Origin of the sequence: Ilumatobacter sp., from assembly GCF_046290335.1 — a bacterium.
Classification (GTDB): domain Bacteria; phylum Actinomycetota; class Acidimicrobiia; order Acidimicrobiales; family Ilumatobacteraceae; genus Ilumatobacter_A.
In genome coordinates this window covers 956,603-974,398 of sequence record NZ_JBKAGH010000001.1, presented here as the reverse complement: position 1 = coordinate 974,398, position 17,796 = coordinate 956,603, and the positions used below count along the sequence as shown (strand labels likewise).

Sequence of the window (17,796 nt, the reverse complement as noted above, 5' to 3'; positions counted from 1 at the left end):
CGCAACGCCGGGTGCAAGACTTCGAAGATGGAGACGGTTCGCGCAGCGAGCACGACGGAGACGACGGCGATGATCGTCGTCGAGTGCGTCGACCTGGGCGCCAATCTCGACGCCTTCGTTGCCGACGGCGGGTTCCGCGTCCACGTGATCACGCCCGCCGACGACCCGCGTCGCATCGTGCTCGACGGTCACGGGGTGCGTGTCGTCCTCGTGCGATCCGAACGCGACGTGCCGGTCCACCTCGAGATCGAGGGGCCGATGGATGAGCCGAGCGAGGGCGGCTGGACTCTGCGTACCCCGAATGGCTCCACGCTGACGTTGCGGTCGACGTCCGGATCGAACGGACCCATTGCCGAACTCGATCTCCCCGAGTCTCAGCCGACGCTCTCGGTCGTCGGTGCAGCCGACGGCGGGTTCGGCGTGGGCCGTGCCGGTATGGAGTACCGCGATCTGCTGCCCGATCGCTGGGGAGGTCGATTCATCGCCAGCCACATCGCGATCACCGATGGTGGCGACGTCGCGGATTGGGTGCACTTCCACCGGATCCGCTTCCAGATGATCTTCGTCGCCGCCGGATGGGTGGATGTGGTCTACGAAGACCAGGGTTCGCCGTTTCGGATGGAAGCAGGCGACTGCGTCGTGCAGCCTCCGGAGATTCGACACCGAGTGTTGCGCAGCTCTGCTGGCCTCGAAGTGATCGAAGTCGGGTGCCCCGCCGAGCACGACACGATCGCCGACCACGATCTCGCGCTTCCGACGGCCCTCCTGCGACCCGATCGGGATTTCGGGGGTCAGCGATTCGTTCGACACGTGGCGCGCGACGCGTCGACGACCGCCTGGATCGTCAGCGGACTGCGAGCCCGCGAGACCGGTGTCGGTTCGGCCACCGATGGGCTCGCCGGGGCGGTCGTGGTGTCAGGTGACGCAGCGTCGCCCGCGTCGTCAGGCTGGATGCGCCACGACGAGGAGTTCGTGCTGTGCGTCGGTGTCCGCGGTGCAGCGACGCTCGAGGTGCACGGGCACGGTCCGGTGCCCTTGCCGGAGCGCGCGAGTGTCGCGTTGCCGCCCGGCACCGTGTGGCGTTGGGTCGATGTCGACCGAGGTCACGAGGCGTTGGTGGTGTCGATGAGCGCCGATGCGATCGTTGGCACCGACGCGCCGGTGTGAGCGGTCAGGAGGTCGATGGCGTCGTGCTCGCACAGCGCTGGCGACACGAGGTAGCCCTGGAACAGATCGCAGCCATTGTCACGCAGAAAGGCGGCTTGGGCGGCGGTTTCGACACCCTCGGCAACGGTGATCATGCCCATACCTTTTGCCAGGCCGAGGACGCCGCGCACCAATTCGGTGCTGGTCCGATCGTTCGGTAGGCCATCGACGAACCGTTTGTCGACCTTCAGTTCGGTGGCTCTGATGTCGAGAAGGTGGCTGAGGCTGGAGTATCCGGTTCCGAAGTCGTCGATGGCGAGCCCGACACCGAGCCGTTCGACTGCCTTCAAGTTGGTGACGAGACCGAGGTCGACGTTGGGGATGTCCTGTTCGGTCATCTCGATGGTCAACGTCGAAGGATCGACGCTCCAGGCATCGAGCATCGTGGAGATCGTGCGGTCGAGGTCGGCACGGCGCGCCTGTGGCGCCGACAGGTTCACGTGGACCAGTGCCGCGTCGCGTCGGCCGAGCGAGGTCAGCGTGGCAGCGAATCGGATGCTCTCGTCGAGCATCCGGTCGGTGAACGCCTCGCTGAGCTGACCCAGTTCGACCAGCCCGAGAAAAGACAGTGGCGGGATGAGACCGCGTTCTGGGTGCTTCCAGCGGGCGAGCGCTTCCCACCCGACGATGCGGCCGTCGTGGCACGAGACGATCGGTTGGAACCACGGGGTGACCGAGCCGTCGACCAGGCCGGCGCGGAGTTCGTCGATCAGCGCTCGTCGTTCGTGGAGTGGGCCGCCCGAGCTGAGGAGTGACGGACCTCGCTTGGATCGCTCGTCGCGAACCAGTGCCGACGCCGACGTGATGAGGTTGTCGAGGTCGTCGTGCGCGCCGAGAGCGGTCGCTGTCGTGATCGAGACGTCGACGAGGTCTCCGTCGATCTCGAACGACTCGGCGGTCGCTCGTTCGAGCACCGCTCGCGTCCGCTCACCATCGACATGGTCCACGATGATCTGTACGACCGCGAACTCGTCGCCGGCGACGCGGGCCACTGCGGTGTGCGTTCCCGACGACGTGTCGAGGCGTGCCCCGAGGTCGGCGAGGAGTCGGTCGCCATGGCGAGCACCGAACAGTTCGTTGACCGAGCTCAGTCGGTCGACGTTGCCGACGGCGACAGCGATCCTTTGCCCGGAGGTGTGGCGGAGCGTGTCGGCAGTCCACGCGGCGAGGCCTGAGCGGTTGAGGAGACCGGTGAGCGGGTCGCGATTGGCGAGCGCTTCGGCGAGTTGGTTGGCGAGTTCCTCGTTGCGGAACATCCCTGCTGTGTTGCTGCGCAGCATCCGGTGCACGGTGTCGTGGAGGTAGCCGGCGACGAAGAAGTACATGACGCACAAGCCGACGAAGACCGGTTCGAGATCCTCGCTGATCGACCAGCCGACGACGAGCGCTGCGAGGCTTCCTACGAGCACCGAGAAATATGTGCTGCGCGAGCCGGCAGAGACGACTGCGGTCATGCTCAGGGCGGCCAGGTTGATCACGATCGCCATCGCCTGGTCGGTGGCGTCGCCGTCGATCTCGGCGATCGAGATCAGTGATCCCCACATCGCTCCGAAGAACACGCTGTTGGCCACGTTGACGAACGGTGACATCGCCGGTGGCCGCCCGTTCGCCAGTCGCCGCTTGTCGATCACGTTGACCGCGAACGCTCGGATGACGTTGAGCACGGCGGCTGCCGCCCACCACCAGATCAGGTCGGTGTCGAGGCGCGATCGGAACAGCATCACGATCATGACGATCGCGAACAATTGCGGGATCAGTGAGCGGTCGACCTGTTCGACGGAGTTGGCCGCTAGTTCGAGCCTGACGCGACGTTCGGCGTCGTTGGACTCGCGGCCATTCAGCGCGCTCTGGTCGTCCTCCGCTGCCACGATGTGGCATCGGCACAACGACGGACGAACTTGACTGTTTCAGCTGGTGGCGGAGCGATGGGGGACGACCACCATCGGGCGTTCGACGTGGTGGAGCAACCAGGTCGACACCGACCCGAGAAGATGGGATGCCACGGCACCGTGGCCGCGAGCTCCCATCACGAGCATGTCGGCGTCTCGTGCGGCGGTCGCCAACTCCTGGCGAGTGCGTCCCTCGACGAACGAACGGCGGATTGCGGAGCGTTCGACGCCGAGATCGTCGAGGCAACGATCGACGAGACCTTCGAACTCGTCCTGCGCTGCTTCGTTGGACTCGGGGATGTAGTACTGGTTGATTCCGATGGCGACGGGGGCGATGTCCCACACGCCGACGCATTCGATGTCGGTGCCGGGCGCCGCGTAGTCGAGGGTCCACGCCAGCGCGTCGATCGAGTTCTGTGAACCGTCGAAGGCGACCACGATGTGGTCGGTGGAGTCGGGCGGCGCCACGTCTGGAATCACCGCGACCGGCACGGGAGCGTGCGTGGCGCACTGTGTGCTCGTCGAGCCGAGCACCAAGCGCGAGAACCCGCCGAGACCCCGGCTGCCCACCACCAGGAGCGAGCCGTGCCGTGCAGCGCCGATCAGTACGTCGGCGACCGGGCCCTTCACGAGACTCGTTTCGATCGGGACGGACGAACTCGAGCGGAGGTCGCCGGCGAGCTGCTCAACGGCCGAGCGAGCGTCCGCTTCGTAGGCCTCGATGTTCCAGTACTTGTGCATTGGCCCGATCGGTGGGAGCGCCGGCGCGGACGGGATGTGCCAGGCGCTGACGAACCGCAGCCGCTCGGCGCGATCACGAGCGTGCGCAGTCGCCCACAGCGCAGCATGGCGAGATCCGTCCGAGCCGTCGACACCGACGATCCAGTCGCGGGTGGGCGTCGCCGGGTTCCCGGTCGATGTTCCGGTCGATGTTCCGGTTGATGTTCCGGTTGATGTGGTCATGGTCGGACCATTGCTTTCAGGAGTCGGTCTGCTGCGGTACGCGTGTCACGAGGACGGGGCAGGTGGCCTCGCGGACCATACCCGAGGTCACGCTTCCCAACGCCAAGCGTGACAGACCCGTCCGCCCGTGCGACGAGGCGACGATCAGCGACGCGTGCATGCGCTCGGCGAACGACGCGAGCGCCGCTGCCGGATGTGCATCGTGCAGTTCTTCGAAGGCCGCGTCGCGACCTGACCGATCTGCTATGTCGCGTGCGAGTCGAGCGGGATAGGCCGAGTCGATGACGTCACCGTCGGTGGTGCCGAGGTCGCGTTCGCCGACCACGTGGACGACCCAGGGCGTCGCGCCCAACAGCGCGGACCACGACGCAGCGAGGGGCAGCGCGATCTCCGAATCGTTCGAACCGTCGACCGAGACGACGACCGGGCCGTCGAACGTCGGAGGGGTGACCTTCGGGCCGACCAGCATGACCGGCCCGGAGGTCCGCGTCAGCACTTCCTCGGTGACGCTCCCGACGATCGCCGCGCTCCGACCGCGGCCGAGCGACGACATGACCACGGCCGAGCCCGGGTGCCGGACGAGCGCGGCCTCGATCTCGTCGGCGACCGATCCGCGAGACAGCCGGATGTCGAGGTTGATGTCGACGCCCGCGATGTCGCAGCTGCGGAGGCAGGCGTCGAGGTCGCCGCGCGCGAACGAGACGTCATGCGGGGAGTAGACGACGGTGACGACATCGATCTCCACGCCGATGGCGCGAGCCATCGACGCAGCGACGTCGATGGCGCGGCACGACTCCGGGGAGCCGTCCGCAGGGACGATCAGACGTTGGACCATGATGTCGCTCTCCTTCTCGGTGACTGCCAGTGTCGCGAGGGGCGCTTCGGCGGGATCGAACGCCCCTTCGATCCCCATCGTGGCAGCGGGAGCAACGGGCGGGAAGGGCCGGAGGTCCTGATCGCAGGTCTCCGGAGTCACGGATCCCGCTGGGACTCAGCTCACGACGAGGTAACCGTCGATCTCGATGAGGACATCGGAGGTGGGGCGATCGGGAAGCGCTTTGCCGAGGTGGTGTGCTCGGACCTCGCCGATCCACTGACCGTGTTGGTACTCGTGGTTGATGATCGCCGTGATCATTCCGACAGCGATGTGGGCCAACTGCGCCGGGGCGCCGACGTCACCCGAGCGGATCTGCTCGACGCGGATCCGCACCCGTTCGGCGGACGCATGGCGGTAGTCGCGGAGCCGCTCCAACGTCGGGAGCGCTCCTCGGCCCGGCTCGGGCGTGATGCTGTCCATCAGCGCGTCGAGGTCGGGATCGAGCGACGGTTCGGCAGCGACGAGGTTGCGCACGAGATAGTGCGCCACGGCGGCTTGGTGGCCGAGATGCCAGCCGATCGGGCTGAAGTCGGAGGACGGTCGCCAGCGCACTTCGTCGAGGGTGAGGTCGTGCCACAGCGAATCGGAGTAGGCGACGGCGCGATCGAACTCGCGAAGTAGATCGGGAATCGCGTGGCCGTTCATCGGCTCACCTCCTCGAGCACGTCGATGGCCACGGTGGGGCGGGACACGAGCAGGCCGTCGGCGCCGCGGGCGATGAGATCGCGGTAGAAGTCGGCGTTTTCCTGGATCGAGGTGTCGTCCATCCAGACCCAGACCTCGAAGCCTTCGCTCTGGGCGCGTGCGATGACGTCGGGCGTGAGGACTTCGACACCTTCGTAGAAGGGCGGAACCTGGAACACGAGGTCGTTGGGAGCGAACTCGACCGGTTCGCCGACGTACCACGCGACGAGGGTGTCGAGCGCGGGGCTCGTCGCGACGTCGGGCGCGAACTCGCGGAAGGTGGCGATCGTCGCTGCGTCGAACGACACGACGATCGTGGAGTCGGTGCGGCCCAGTTCGTCGATCTCGTCGGCGAGTACACGTGCGGTCTGCTCGGCACGTGCGAGGTCGGGCTCGCCTCGAGCGTCGCGCTGGACCTTGATCTCGACGTCGAGCACGTGATCGGGGAACGCGTTGGCGACCGAACGGAACGTCTCGATCCGGAAGTCGTCAGCGCTGAATCCGGACGGGGCGGGGCGGTCGCCGGTGCGGATCCCGCGCAGTTCGTAGGCCTCGGCCGGTTGTGATTGATCGGACCAGGCGCCGGCCACGAACCAATAGGCGTTGTCCAGTGCGGCGAGCTCGTCGTAGGGGAGGTCTCGAACGGTCCCGGTCGTCTCGGTGGTGCGATCGATCGTCTCGTCGTGGTGGACGACGAGAACGTCGTCAGCGGTCAGCATCACGTCCATCTCGAGGACATCGGTGCCAGCGAGTGCGGTCTGGGTGAAGGCGTACATCGTGGAGTGCGGCGCCTCGAAGTCGCCGCCGGCGTGGGCGATGACGAGCGGGCGGTCGAGGGCGAGCAGTTCGGCAACCGTGCTCGCTTCCGGCGCGACCACTGCGTCGATGGCGACAGGCCGATCAGGCAACGTCGTGCTGGTCGTGCTGTTCGTGCTGTTCGTGGTGTTCGTGGTGTTCGTGGTGTTCGTGGTGTTCGTGGTGTTCGTCGCAGTCGGGAGTGTCGTCGACGAGGCCGTCGGAGGTGCCGTGTTGGCTCCGTCGCTGTCGCTGCCGCAGGACACGACGGTCAGCGCAGCGACGATCACGACGCCGAGTGTGGTGGTCCGCATGATGTTGCAGCGTACCCATCGTCTTGGTGGGCGTCCTGGTCGCGTGCGTGCCCGAACGCGCCGGTGGGGCGCCGCTGGTGTGCGGCGCCCCACCGGGCGACGGAATCGCTTTGAACGTCGTGAACGACGTGGAGGCGCTTGTTGGACGTCAGTCGAGGTCGAAGCGGTCGTTGTTCATGACCTTGACCCAGCCGGCGACGAAGTGACGAACCAAGTCGGCTTCGCCACCGTCGGCTGCGAACTCCTCGGCGAGGGCTCGCAGTTGGCTGTTGGCGCCGAAGATCAGGTCGACTCGCGTCGCCGTCCACTTCAGGTCACCCGACGAGCGGTCACGGCCCTCGTAGACGTCTTCGGCCTCGCCAACGGGGGCCCACTTGGTGCCCATGTCGAGGAGGTTGACGAAGAAGTCGTTGGTGAGCTGACCCTTGCGGTCGGTGAGCTCGCCGTACCCCTCGTTGCCGACGTTGGCGCCGAGAACCCGCAGGCCACCGACCAGCGCCGTCATCTGCGGAGCGGTGAGGTTCAGCATGAACGCCTTGTCGACCAGCAGGTGCTCCGTGGGGATGGCCCCGAGCTTCTGCACGTAGTTGCGGAAGCCGTCAGCCTTCGGCTCGAGCCACTGGAACGAGTCGACGTCGGTATTCTCCTGCGTCGCATCGGTGCGGCCCGGCGTGAACGGCACCGAGACGTCGTGGCCGGCAGCCTTCGCGGCGGCCTCGACCGCTGCGGTGCCGCCGAGCACGATGAGGTCGGCGAGCGACACCTGCGCGCCGCCCTTGGCGTTGAAGTCGGACTGGATCCCCTCGAGCTTCGAGATGACCGAGCCGACGCCGGACTGCACGTTGACGTCCCAGTCGCTCATCGGCGAGAGGCGAATTCGGGCGCCGTTCGCGCCGCCGCGGAAATCGGTGCGACGGTAGGTCGACGCCGATGCCCAAGCGGTCTTGACGAGTTCGTCCGCGCCGAGGCCGGAGCCCAGGATCGTGGACTTCAGCTCGGCGATCTCGGCGTCACCGATCAGCGCGCCCTCGTGAGCCGGAACGTTGTCCTGCCACAGGAACTCCTCGCTGGGGACCTGGGGGCCGAGGTAGCGGTTCGCGGGTCCCATGTCGCGATGGAGCAGCTTGAACCATGCCTTGGCGAAGGCATCGGCGAGCTGGTCGGGGTTCTCGTAGAAACGCTTCGAGATCTCGAGGTAGGCCGGATCGGTGATCATCGCCATGTCGGCGGTCGACATCGTCGGCTTGGTTTCGGGTGCGCCTGGCTGAACCGGCGGCACCATGAAGCCGTCCTTGACCTCTTTGGGCTGCCACTGCTGTGCGCCGGCGGGGGAGTGCACCAGTTCCCACTCGTGGGAGAAGATGGTCTCGAGGTACTTGTTGTCCCACTTCGTCGGCGTCGGGGTCCAGGCGCCTTCGAGGCCGGAGGTGAGGGTGTACTCGCCGAAGCCGGTCTCGTGGGAGTTCGCCCAACCGAAGCCCTGGTCCGCGAGGCTCGCAGCTTCGGGCTCGGGGCCGTGCTTGTCAGGCGTCGTGGCGCCGTGCATCTTGCCGAACGTGTGGCCGCCGACGGTGAGCGCAACGGTCTCTTCGTCGTTCATGGCCATACGGCCGAAGGTTTCGCGGATGTCTTGCGCGGACTTCAGTGCATCGGCAACGCCGTTCGGGCCTTCCGGGTTGACGTAGATGAGACCCATCTGCACGGCGGCCAGGGGGTTGTCGAGGGTCCGGTTGCCGTCTTCGAACGAGCCGGTGTAGCGCTCGGTGTCGGCGCCGAGCCATTCGTTCTCCGGGCCCCAGTAGATGTCGTCTTCGGGCGCCCAAATGTCGGCGCGGCCGAACGCGAAGCCAGCGGTGGTGAAGCCCATCGTCTCGAGCGCACGGTTGCCGGCGAAGACGAACAGGTCGGCCCAGGAGATCTGCTTGCCGTACTTCTGCTTGATCGGCAGAAGTAGGCGACGCGCCTTGTCGAGGTTGCCGTTGTCGGGCCACGAGTTGAGCGGGGCGTAGCGCTGTGCGCCGGTGCCGCCGCCTCCACGGCCGTCATTCACCCGGTAGGTGCCGGCGGCGTGCCAGCTCATGCGGATGAAGAATCCGCCGTAGTGACCCCAGTCGGCCGGCCACCACTCCTTGGAGTCGGTCATCAAGGCGTCGACGTCCTGCGTGAGCGCGTCGATGTCGACGCCCTGGATGGCCGTGCGGTAGTCGTAGCCACCGTCGAACGGGGTGGAGTCCGGGTGGTTCTGGTGGAGAATCCGAAGGTTGAGGGCGTTGGGCCACCACTTCTCGTTGGACTGGAACTCCGACGAGGTGAGGGACCCCCACTCCGCGGTTTTTGCTTTCTGGTCGGTCATCGGTACTCCTTGTTGTTGTGGCTGTGTTGGCAGATCGTGGGTTGGCAGATCGTGGGTTGGCAGATCGTGGGTTGGCAGATCGTGGGTTGGCAGATCGTGGGTTCGATGGATGATGGCTGGCGAGCGGTCGGGGTGCCAACCAGTGGTGCAGTGTTCACTCCGATGTCGCTCGGCACTGCGGACAGGTTCCCCAGTACGTCACTTCGGCTTCGTCGACGATGAAGTCGCCGGACTCGACCGGCACGAGGCACGGCATCTCTCCGACAGCGCAATCGACGTCGACGAGGCGGTCGCAGGTGCGACACATCAGGTGATGGTGGTTGTCGCCGACACGGTCCTCGAAGCGTGCCGAGGATCCAGCGGGCTGGATTCGACGCAAGATGTTGCGCTCGGTGAGCAAGGTGAGGGTGTCGTAGACCGATTGGCGAGAAATGGCGCCGATCTCGTGACGCACGTCGTCGGCGATGTCGTTGGCAGTGCCGTGAGGATGTGCGATGACCGAACGCAACACGGCAAGCCGCTGTGCGGTGACTTGCAGGCCGTGTTCACGGAGCGTCTCCACAGGATTGGTGGTCATCGGGGATCAGGATAGCACTGATTTTGTACTGTGTCCAAGAATCGAACAGCGCCGTGTCGTCTTCCTGGGTCGCACCTTGGTCATCGAGATGAGTAGAAGTCCCACAGCGCGTCGCTGTCGGGATCGGTCGGCGGCTCAGGGGCCGTCGACGAGGGAGTTGCCCCGTGTGGTGCTTGGTGTGGTGTTTGGTGTGCCGCTTGGTGCGGCGTGTGAGGGGGAGGTGGCTGGGCAGGGGGCTGTTGAGTCGGCAGAACTGCGGTCTGCTCGGGGGGTCGCGGTGCGGGCGGAGTCGCGCCCTGCGCTCGAGGCTCGGCGGTACGCGCAGCCGCCGAAGGTTCCGCGGCTCGCCGGCGCGACGGCACCAGCCACGACGCGGCGACCGCCGCGCCGCCAGCAACCACCAGGGCCAGTGCGGTCGCTCGCAGTCCGCTGGTCGCTTCGTCGATGGTGACAGCCACCACCGCGTCCGCCCCCGGTGCCCAGGACCTCGCAGCCCACACGAGGAGTGGCGGGATCACCGCCCACAACGCGCCGGCGGTGATCGCCCAGATGGCGACCCGCCGTGTCACCCGGCGACGATCGCCGATCGCGAACGCCCCGGCTGCGAGTCCGACGGCGAGGAGCGCCATCGGCACGGTCGAGGCCGACACCGTGCGACGCACACCGCGCATCCAATCGAGTTGCGCCCGGGGGAGTGGCACCGAGGGCACCACGATCTCAGCCTCAGCCTCGGACCCAGCCTCGGACCCAGCGCCATTGGCAGTTGCCGTGCTCGCACCGAGCGGAGCGAGCAGTTCGTCCAGGTCGTCGAGGATCGACGCGAGGTCGAACTCGGCCGGACGCGGGTCATCCTCACCGAGCAGGCGCGCCCACGAGCCAGCAAAGGGATCGATGAACGCCTGGGCGCCGGCGGGATCACGCAGCACCTGATCGACGACGGCGTCGACCGTCGCTGGCCCACCGGGAAGCTGGTCGGTTCGAAGGCCCGTCGTCGAGACGACGGCATCGGAGATCGGGGCGATGATCTCGGCTCGTGCGTCGGGATCATCGAGGACGGCCCGTGCCACTCGTTCGCCTCGACCCGGGTCCCCGATGGTGTTGGTGAACACGAACGTCGCCCAGGCGATCGACGCGGCAACGAGCGCGAAACGAAGAAGGAGACGACTGGCGATGCGTCGCATCGTAGGGCGTCGACCGGCGATGGTTTGGTTGGAGTGCGTGAGTGCTTCGATGTCAGGCGTTGACGACGTGGCGGCTCGGTGTCGCGGCGGGCGCGTCGGGGCGGTGGAGCCGTCGGCGGGCTCGCAGGCCGTTGCCGATGACGACGATCTCGGCCAACTCGTGCGTGGCGACGACCGCTCCGAGTCCGAGCCATCCGAGCCCTGCGACGGGAATCAACACGGCGATGATGAGGCCCGACACGATCAGGTTCTGGAGCATGATCCGTCGGGTGCGTACCGCGTGGTCGATCGCGTCGGGGAGATGGGTGAGCCGGTCGCCCATGATCGCGATGTCGGCCGCTTCGATCGCGACATCACTCCCGGCGGCGCCCATCGCGATGCCGACCCGAGCACTGGCGAGCGCAGGTGCGTCGTTGATGCCGTCGCCGACCATCGCCACGGGGCCGAATGCGGCGAGTTGCGCGACCGCCGCCGACTTGTCGGCGGGCAGGAGTTCAGCGCGTACGTCGTCGATGCCGACCTGGGCGGCGAGGGTGCTGGCGGTGGCGGCGTTGTCTCCGGTCAGCATCGCGACGCGGAGCCCGCGTCGTCGGAGTTGGTCGACGACGTCGGCTGCCTCGGGACGCAGTTCGTCGCGCACGGCGATCGCTGCCACTGCGGCGCCGTCGATTTCGACGACGATCACTGTCGAGCCATTCCCCTGCAGGCGGCTGACGTCGGCTGCGAGGTCGCCCGGATCGACGTAGCCGGGCTTGCCGACTCGAACGGCGGATCCGTCGACGATGCCGGTGATGCCGTGGCCAGCCACGGTGCGTACCTCCGTGGCCGAGGCGGATCGGGGTGCAGCGTCGACGATCGCGCGTGCAAGGGGATGATCGCTCGACGATTCCACCGCCGCGGCGAGTGCGAGCGCACGGTCGTCGGTGGTGCCTGCAGCGGTGACCACCTCGACCACGGTCGGCCGGTTGCGCGTGAGCGTGCCGGTCTTGTCGAGTGCGACCGCCCGGATCGTGCCGAGGGCCTCGAGCGCAGCGCCACCCTTGATGACCAGACCGGCTTGTGTGGCCGAGCCGATCGATGCGAATACGGTGACCGGCACCGAGATCGCGAACGCGCATGGAGACGCTGCGACCAAGACGACGAGCGCACGTTCGAGCCACACGCCCGGGTCGCCGAAGAGCGAACCGATGACCGCGATCGACGCGGCGACCACGAGAATGCCGGGCACCATCGGTCGAGCGATCCGGTCGGCGAGGCGTTGTGCACGGCCTTTGCGATCCTGCGCCTCCTCGACGGCACGCACGACTCGAGCGAGCGTGCTGTCGCTCGCTGGTGCGGTCGCTTCGATCTCGAGCACCCCGCCACCGTTGATCGTTCCGGCCACCACCGTGCTGCCGACGCCGACGTCGACGTGCATCGATTCCCCGGTCACGGCCGAGACGTCGACATCGGAGTAGCCCTCGACGACGACGCCGTCGGTCGTGATGCGCTCGCCGGCCCACACGACCATCTGGTCTCCGATGACGACGTCGGACGACGGAACCTCCACCACGTCGGTGCCCTGCCGCACGCGTGTCGTGTCGGGGACCAGCGACAACACTGCCCGGAGACCGTGACGCGACCTGGTGACGGCCCACTCCTCCAACGCCTCGGAGACCGAGAACAAGAAGGCGAGCGAGGCTGCCTCAGCCCACTGACCCAGCACGACCGCTCCGACCAGGGCGATCGACATCAGCAACGCAACACCCAACCGGCGGTGTCGGAGGTTGCGGACAGCGCCCGGTACGAACGTGGCGCCTCCACAGAGGATCGCCGCGATGAACAGGACCCGCGCCGCCGCGTCGGCATCGGTCAACCCGAGGGCGAAGCCTGCCAGCCACGCTGCGGCAGATGCGGTGGCCGCCTGCACGCGCCAGCGGCTCGCGGATCCGGCCGATTCGCTGTCGCCTGACGGGTCGAGCGGCGGCGCGCCGCAGCACGCGTCAACCATCGCCATCGCTCTCGCAGGTGGCGTCCATCAACGGGTTGGAGCAGAGACGGACCTCGTGGCCGGCTTCGGCCAGCAGCCGATCCGACGCTCGCAGGAGATCGTGCAACTCTGGTCGGGCGATCGAATAGAACACTTGCCGTCGCTCGGCGGGCCGGTCGACCACGAGCCCGCAGTCGCGCAGACACGCCAGATGGTTCGAGACGTTCGGTTGGGACGTTCCGACCGCAGCGACGAGATCGGTGACCCGTCGCTCGCCATCGAGCAATGCCAACAGGATCCGGAGCCTTGTCGGATCGCCGAGCCCGTGAAACAGCCGGGCGGCAACAGCCAGGTCGATGTGATCGGTCGTGGTTGCCATGCTGTCAGTATCATCGAACGGTGATGATGTTGGCAACCCCTGATGTTGCGTCGAGCCGTTGCGTCGAGCCTGAGGGGGCCGCCGGGAGGGCTGGGCGCGTTCGCATGCAGGGAATGGCGACCGGGGCTCGTGACCGTTCACCGGTTCGCAAGCACCGCGACGCGGTAGCGGGCGGCCTCCACGAGGAAGTGCTCTGCGTCCGGAAGCGAGTCGAGATCGTCGGGATCGTCGGGATCGTCGGGATGATCGAAACGGGGTGGACGGCAGCCCACCGGGAGCATGATGGTGCCGTTGGGGCTGAACGTGGAGATCCGCCCGTTGGTCGCTCGCTCGGTTCGTCGTCGGTGCCGATGTTTGTCGGTGTTGTGGGCTCGGCACTGGATTGCCGCGTTGTCTCGGTCGGTCGTCCCGCCCTGATGCCACTCGGTCGAGTGATCGACTTGGCACGATGCGACGGGCATGTCGCAGCCGGGATGATCGCATGACACGGTCAACAATCGCGCCGCATCGCGGGCGGCGCCTGCGAAGACGGGCCTCGAGCCAGGCAGCCCCGATCTCCGGGTGCGCGTCGATCGTTCGAGCGGCGCCTCGAAAGCGAGCGCATTCGCCGTCGGACCAGTTCAGCGTCGCCTTCAGGTACGTCTTGGTCGAGCGATGCCCGTTGCCTTCTCCGAGTGCCCGAGCGTCGGCCACCGCGATGGCGGCCGCGAGACCGGTCTCGGTCGAGCGGCGTGCCGACTCCTGGGCGTGAATGAACTCGTCGAGCTCGGCATCGGTGGCATTCACCAATCCGCTGATCAACTCGTCGGACATGCAGTCATGCGAGCGAACACATATTCGATTAGCAACGCATCGACATGGAGAATCAACACGATGCTGGGTCGCCAGCGTCGAGCAGCGGGTCGACCACGTTCCGGTGCCACTCGCTCCGGGAACGACCGCGGGTATCGACGATCGGCAACCACGACGAACGCGGGAAGGGGAGACGGAACCCGCCATGACGGTGGCGGATGCGCTGTGGACGCAGGGGCAGCTGCATCTGGATCGGGGTCGTCGGACGTCGGTATCGCTCGCTGTGGCAGCCCTGCTGCAGCTGGTGGTGGCGGTGGCGGTGGTGGTGGCCGGCTGTGGCTCCGACAACTCGGTCGACACCGAAGATGGCAGCGTCATCGGCGCGTCATCATCCCCCACGACCGCCGTCGGCCCGGTGACGAACCCCGGCGGGTCACGACCCAGCGAGAGCGCAGCGCCGAATTCCACTGTGTCCACGAACACGATCGGTGCCCCCACGACGAGCGCTGCAACATCGACGAGCACCGCAACGACGAGTTCGACCAGCACGACGAGTCCCAGCAGCACGACCAGCTCGACCAACCCCACCACGACCAACCCCACCACGACCGCACCGTCCACGACGACCAGGCCCGCCACGACGATCGCACCATCGTCCTCGGTCGCACCTGACGACGAGGGTGCGCTCACCATCGTGGACGCTGACGCAGTGGCGGCCACCAGCCGTGGAGTGTTGATCGACGACGGCACGAATTCGTGGTCCGCCCTTGCCTTCGACGACACGTCGGCGCGTGGTCTCGCGCTGTTGGTCGACGGCACGATCGTGTATCAGCCGGCCGAACCCGACGACATCGGGACGCCAGCAGCCGGATTCGCCATCATCGACGACGAGGGCGTCGATCTCTACGGGGAATCCGGGCGCGCGGTCACCGTGTTCGACGTCGGACACGTCGAGGGCAATGCCGTGATCCTGGCTGGTTCTCGACCGCTGAGGCCCGGCTCCGACTCGACCGAGGAGCTCGTGCTGCTCGACATCGATTCGGGCGAGCGCACCACGATCCTCGACGTCGATGCGTTCGAGTCGGGCGTTCGCCAGGCTCGGTTCGGTGACGATGCCATCTCGGTACTCGCCTCCGAGACCACCAGGAACTTCCTGGAGATCCTCGACCTCGACGGGACACCGCGCCACGACGTGGAGCTGCCGTCCGATACCAACCTGAGTCTCTTGGATGTCGGTGAGTCGGTCTGGGTGCTCGAGCCCGCTTTCGTCGGCGATGACTTCGACCCGACCCTGCGTACCCGCCGGTACGACCTCGCCACCGCTGCGTCCGAGTCGGCCGACCTCGCGCTCGTCGAAGACGGCGTGAGCATCGACACCGGTTTCTGCGAGGTCGCGGACCTTTTCGACGACCGGATCGTGTGCGACCGATCGCAAGGGTCGCCCGTGTTCATCAACGTCATGACCACTGCGACCGCGGTGACCAGCGAGGTGCCCGAGATCGATTTCGGCACCGTCCGGTTCCGCGCCAGCCGCTGAGCCGCTTCATTCGTGGTGTCCGCCGTCGTCGCGTGCCGTGCGCGCAGCATCACGCACGGCTGAAACTCGGGACAGTCGTGGAGGCGGCGGAGATGGTCCATCGGTGCGGCGCCATGGCCATCCGCGACCAGGTCCCGGACGGACCTCGCTGGCCCGGCCGACCGGTCGGTCCGGCGCGGGAAGGCCGGATCTCCAGAAGGGGAGACTCGCGTCGCCGCGGTTCCCAGGTGTGGAGCTGGGGGGAATCGAACCCCCGTCCATCAGCCGGTGAACGTGCTTGCTACGACCATTCCCGGCATTGCCTCTGACGCTGAGACACCGACGGGTCGGCTGTCCGCTCGAGGCGGACCACGCACAGTCTTTCCTGCAAGTCAGCGGTCTTTCACGCCGTCAGTGGTCTTTCCCACCGTCATCCCTCACTTCTGTTGCCGGGCTGTGATGGATTGGCCCCGTGCGACATTTCTGCTCACGATGACTCTTCGCTCACCTGAGATCAGGCGGCGAGAGCGAACTGCTCATCGGCAATTCTTTGTGTTCCCCCGTTTAGCGAGTCTGAGGAACTCGGGTCGCAAACTCGAACAGCGTTACTGACGTCGAAACCAGTCAGCCCCATGTCTTCGATATGTAGAGGTTGAGTCTACCGCTGTCGCCGGCGCGTCGTTCACGAGTGGGCAACAGCGGAGGGCCAGGCTCAGCAGATGAACAGATTCGGGTTGATCCGCCGTGCCAGTTTCCTCGTCGCCTTCTCGGCCCTTGCGGTCGCGTGTGGCGCTTCGTCGGGCGGTGACGCCAGCGAGTCCGCATCGCCCGAGCCACCCGCCGACACGGTGGATGACACGCCCAGCGAGCCGGATGGCACCGGTCTGGAGCCCAGCGAAACGGACGTCACGGAGGTCCCACAGGAGGCAGCTCCTCGCTGCGCGATCACGCAGGACGACGGTTCGTTCCTCGACATCGACTGTGCCGAGCCGCACGACGCCGAGTTCGCCGGCCTCGTGACCGCCCCCAGTGGGACGGCGCCCGAGCCTCCCGCCCCGACCGAAGGCGAACCGCCCAACGTGTTCCCCGACCTGGAACTCCATCGGACCTGTCTCGAATCGGCCGAGCAGCTCACCGGGCGGTCGGGGCCCGACGGTGGCGTCGGAGTCGGCTACGTGTCGAGCGCTGAACCTGGTGAGGCCTACGCCGGCGAGATCGAGTGTTGGGCGCTGGTCCAAGCCGAGGAGACGTTGATCGGATCGATGCAAGGGGTCGGTCTGCAAGCTGTCCTGGGAGACCGGGTGCTCTTGTTCGATGTCGATCCCGGCACCTGCTTCCGGTACGGCGACCCCGAGGCCGACTCCTTCGAGGTCATCGAGGTGATCGCGTGCAGCGAGGCCACCGGCGACGTCACCGCCGAACAGCTCGTGGGCGTCGTCGAACTCGCCGACCGTCAGTTCCCGGGGACCGACGGACTCGCCGACGAAGCGTTCCCACTGTGCGACGTCGCTGCTGCCGACCTCGTCGTCCAACCACTGAGTGACGACCTGGCCGTCATCACGCCGCTCGAGCCCACCTGGCAAGTGAACGGTGAGCGGTCCGCGTACTGTGTCGCCCTCGTGCTCGCCGGCGACGAGGCAGCGGATGCCACGTTGTGCGCCACGATCGCAGACGGTGGGTTCGAGGAGCGCTCCTGCGGCGAGCCGCACAACGCAGAGTTCGCCGGTGCCGTCGAACCGCCACCGGGAACGCTGCCCACGGATCCGATCGAAGCAGACATCTTCCTCACGCGGCTCTGCGCCCCGGTCGTCGCGGAGTTCGCTGGCGCGAGTCCGAGCGAGCCCGGCCTCGGGACGGCGTTCTCGGTCGACCTCGGACTCGGCGACGAGCTCGTCGATCCGATCGACTGCTATGCGACGGTGTCGGCAGTCGAGGGCCTGATCGCGTCGATCGCCGACGTCGGGCTCGACGCAGCGCGATCGGACGACGTGATCCTGGCCAGCCTCGAGCCAGGCACCTGCTTCGTCTTCGCGGCAGGTACGTTCGAGTTCGGCACCGTGGTCTCGTGCGACACGCCGGACGCGTTGATGGCCATCGGCTCGTTCGAAGCCGACGACGGTCCGTACCCCGGCGAGGACGAACTGCGGGTCGTGCGTGGCGAACGCTGCCGCGCGTTGCTCGGCGAAACGACGCTGTCGGTCGACGAGTCGACGGTGTCGGGGACGATCCCGACGCGCGTGGAGTGGGAAGGACTGGGTCAACGAAACGTCACCTGCGACGCCACGCCGGCCTGAGCCTGCG

The 17,796-nt window shown here is 67.1% G+C and carries 14 protein-coding genes and 1 other RNA gene; 3 read left to right on the top strand and 12 right to left on the bottom strand.

Annotated features, from left to right (window positions below; translation table 11 throughout):
* The first annotated feature begins 27 nt into the window (after positions 1-27).
* Positions 28-1,167: a cupin gene (locus ACE37B_RS04445; protein WP_409922069.1), complete on the top strand. Its 1,140-nt coding sequence runs from the start codon at positions 28-30 to the stop codon at positions 1,165-1,167.
* Here the strand turns inward: ACE37B_RS04445 and ACE37B_RS04440 are convergent.
* From ACE37B_RS04440 to ACE37B_RS04390, 11 genes are all read right to left on the bottom strand, one after another.
* Positions 1,104-3,074 (bottom strand): putative bifunctional diguanylate cyclase/phosphodiesterase, encoded by a 1,971-nt coding sequence (locus tag ACE37B_RS04440; RefSeq protein ID WP_409922068.1) that lies wholly within the window; start codon positions 3,072-3,074, stop codon positions 1,104-1,106. The two genes, ACE37B_RS04445 and ACE37B_RS04440, sit on opposite strands and share 64 nt — an antisense overlap.
* 39 nt (positions 3,075-3,113) lie before the next feature.
* Positions 3,114-4,058, bottom strand: a complete 945-nt coding sequence (locus ACE37B_RS04435; RefSeq protein ID WP_409922067.1) for a universal stress protein — start codon at positions 4,056-4,058, stop codon at positions 3,114-3,116.
* Positions 4,059-4,074: 16 nt separating this feature from the next.
* Entirely contained in the window at positions 4,075-4,971 is an 897-nt protein-coding gene (locus ACE37B_RS04430) for a universal stress protein (protein ID WP_409922066.1), read from the bottom strand.
* A gap of 78 nt (positions 4,972-5,049) precedes the next feature.
* Entirely contained in the window at positions 5,050-5,580 is a 531-nt protein-coding gene (locus ACE37B_RS04425) for a DinB family protein (RefSeq protein WP_409922065.1), read from the bottom strand.
* Positions 5,577-6,728 (bottom strand): glycerophosphodiester phosphodiesterase family protein, encoded by a 1,152-nt coding sequence (locus tag ACE37B_RS04420; protein WP_409922064.1) that lies wholly within the window; start codon positions 6,726-6,728, stop codon positions 5,577-5,579. Before ACE37B_RS04420 ends, ACE37B_RS04425 begins: the two co-directional genes overlap by 4 nt.
* A gap of 148 nt (positions 6,729-6,876) precedes the next feature.
* Positions 6,877-9,081, bottom strand: coding sequence for a catalase/peroxidase HPI (gene katG, locus ACE37B_RS04415; RefSeq protein WP_409922063.1), 2,205 nt, complete (start codon positions 9,079-9,081; stop codon positions 6,877-6,879).
* Between the two features lie 154 nt (positions 9,082-9,235).
* The gene (locus ACE37B_RS04410; RefSeq protein WP_409922062.1) at positions 9,236-9,658 is read right to left on the bottom strand and encodes a Fur family transcriptional regulator; all 423 of its coding nucleotides are present in this window, start codon (positions 9,656-9,658) and stop codon (positions 9,236-9,238) included.
* An 80-nt stretch (positions 9,659-9,738) separates the two neighbouring features.
* Entirely contained in the window at positions 9,739-10,839 is a 1,101-nt protein-coding gene (locus ACE37B_RS04405) for a hypothetical protein (protein WP_409922061.1), read from the bottom strand.
* 52 nt (positions 10,840-10,891) lie between these two features.
* Positions 10,892-12,829 (bottom strand): heavy metal translocating P-type ATPase, encoded by a 1,938-nt coding sequence (locus ACE37B_RS04400; protein ID WP_409922060.1) that lies wholly within the window; start codon positions 12,827-12,829, stop codon positions 10,892-10,894.
* Positions 12,822-13,187, bottom strand: coding sequence for an ArsR/SmtB family transcription factor (locus ACE37B_RS04395; protein WP_409922059.1), 366 nt, complete (start codon positions 13,185-13,187; stop codon positions 12,822-12,824). The genes ACE37B_RS04400 and ACE37B_RS04395 overlap by 8 nt, the downstream gene beginning before the upstream one ends.
* Before the next feature lie 137 nt (positions 13,188-13,324).
* Positions 13,325-13,648 carry an HNH endonuclease gene (locus ACE37B_RS04390; RefSeq protein ID WP_409922058.1) on the bottom strand — a complete coding sequence of 108 codons (324 nt, stop codon included), beginning with the start codon at positions 13,646-13,648 and terminating at the stop codon, positions 13,325-13,327.
* Positions 13,649-14,184: 536 nt separating this feature from the next.
* Between ACE37B_RS04390 and ACE37B_RS04385 the strand changes: the two genes are divergently transcribed.
* Positions 14,185-15,516 carry a hypothetical protein gene (locus ACE37B_RS04385; RefSeq protein ID WP_409922057.1) on the top strand — a complete coding sequence of 444 codons (1,332 nt, stop codon included), beginning with the start codon at positions 14,185-14,187 and terminating at the stop codon, positions 15,514-15,516.
* Between the two features lie 227 nt (positions 15,517-15,743).
* On the opposite strand, the gene ssrA is transcribed toward ACE37B_RS04385, so the two are convergent.
* Positions 15,744-16,127, bottom strand: a transfer-messenger RNA (tmRNA) gene (gene ssrA / locus ACE37B_RS04380).
* Positions 16,128-16,214: 87 nt separating this feature from the next.
* Between ssrA and ACE37B_RS04375 the strand changes: the two genes are divergently transcribed.
* Positions 16,215-17,789, top strand: coding sequence for a hypothetical protein (locus ACE37B_RS04375; protein ID WP_409922056.1), 1,575 nt, complete (start codon positions 16,215-16,217; stop codon positions 17,787-17,789).
* The last annotated feature ends 7 nt before the right edge of the window (positions 17,790-17,796 follow it).